Origin of the sequence: Paracoccus sp. SY, from assembly GCF_002901215.1 — a bacterium.
Taxonomy (GTDB): domain Bacteria; phylum Pseudomonadota; class Alphaproteobacteria; order Rhodobacterales; family Rhodobacteraceae; genus Paracoccus; species Paracoccus acridae.
Genome location: NZ_NWMQ01000169.1, coordinates 1 through 765, shown reverse-complemented (window position 1 = coordinate 765; position 765 = coordinate 1). Strand labels below are relative to the sequence as shown.

Genomic DNA, 765 nt, shown 5'->3' with positions numbered 1-765 from the left:
GAAGCCGATCCCCTGCAGGAACGACTGCGCCGGATGCAGCCACCGGCCGCCAGGCCGCCCCTGTGGCGGCGGCTGGCGCTGCCTGCCGGCATGCTGGCGGCCGGACTTGCCGGAGGCGCCTATGTGGCGACGGTAATCCCGTCGGGAGACCCGGCTCCATCTCCCTTGCCGACCTCGGATGTTCGCGAGTTCCAGGACGACACCGGGCTTGACGGCTTCACGCTGACCGAAAACGAGCCGAACCCCGCGCCAGCCCCGCCGGACACGCGCACCGCCGTGCGCACGGTCGCCGATCCGCAGGCCCAGGCTGATGCTGCAGCAGCACGTGCGGCCCTAGAGCAGGCCAGAGCCGACCTCGCGGCAGCCAGGGCAGAGCTTGCCGCGGCGCGGGCCAACCCGAGGACGTCATCCGAGGAGCTTGATGCCCTGCGCGCGGAGCTGGACCAGCTCAAGGGTGACATGGCCGGCAAGGACCAGGCGTTCGATGAGCTGAACCGCGAAAATCTGCGCCTGCAATCCGACCTGGACCTGGCTGCGGAACTGGCCAACCAGACGCAGGTGCAGGCCGATCTGGAAGCGCAGCGCCTGGCAGAGCTGGAGCGGCGCCGGTCCGAGCTTGAGGCCCGCCGTGCCGAGGAAGAGGCGCTGCTTCAAGCCCGCACGCAGTCGGCGATGGTGGCATACCGGTCAGGCGGCGGCGGGACAGGCGAAGACGATAGGGCGGGTGGCATCGACGAGCGGGCTGACGCCGCCGAACGGTTCCGA

At 70.6% G+C, this 765-nt stretch carries 1 pseudogene; it reads left to right on the top strand.

Annotated features, from left to right (window positions below):
* Nucleotides 1-33: 33 nt before the first annotated feature.
* Nucleotides 34-765, top strand: a pseudogene (locus tag CK944_RS22370) (hypothetical protein); the annotation flags it as partial.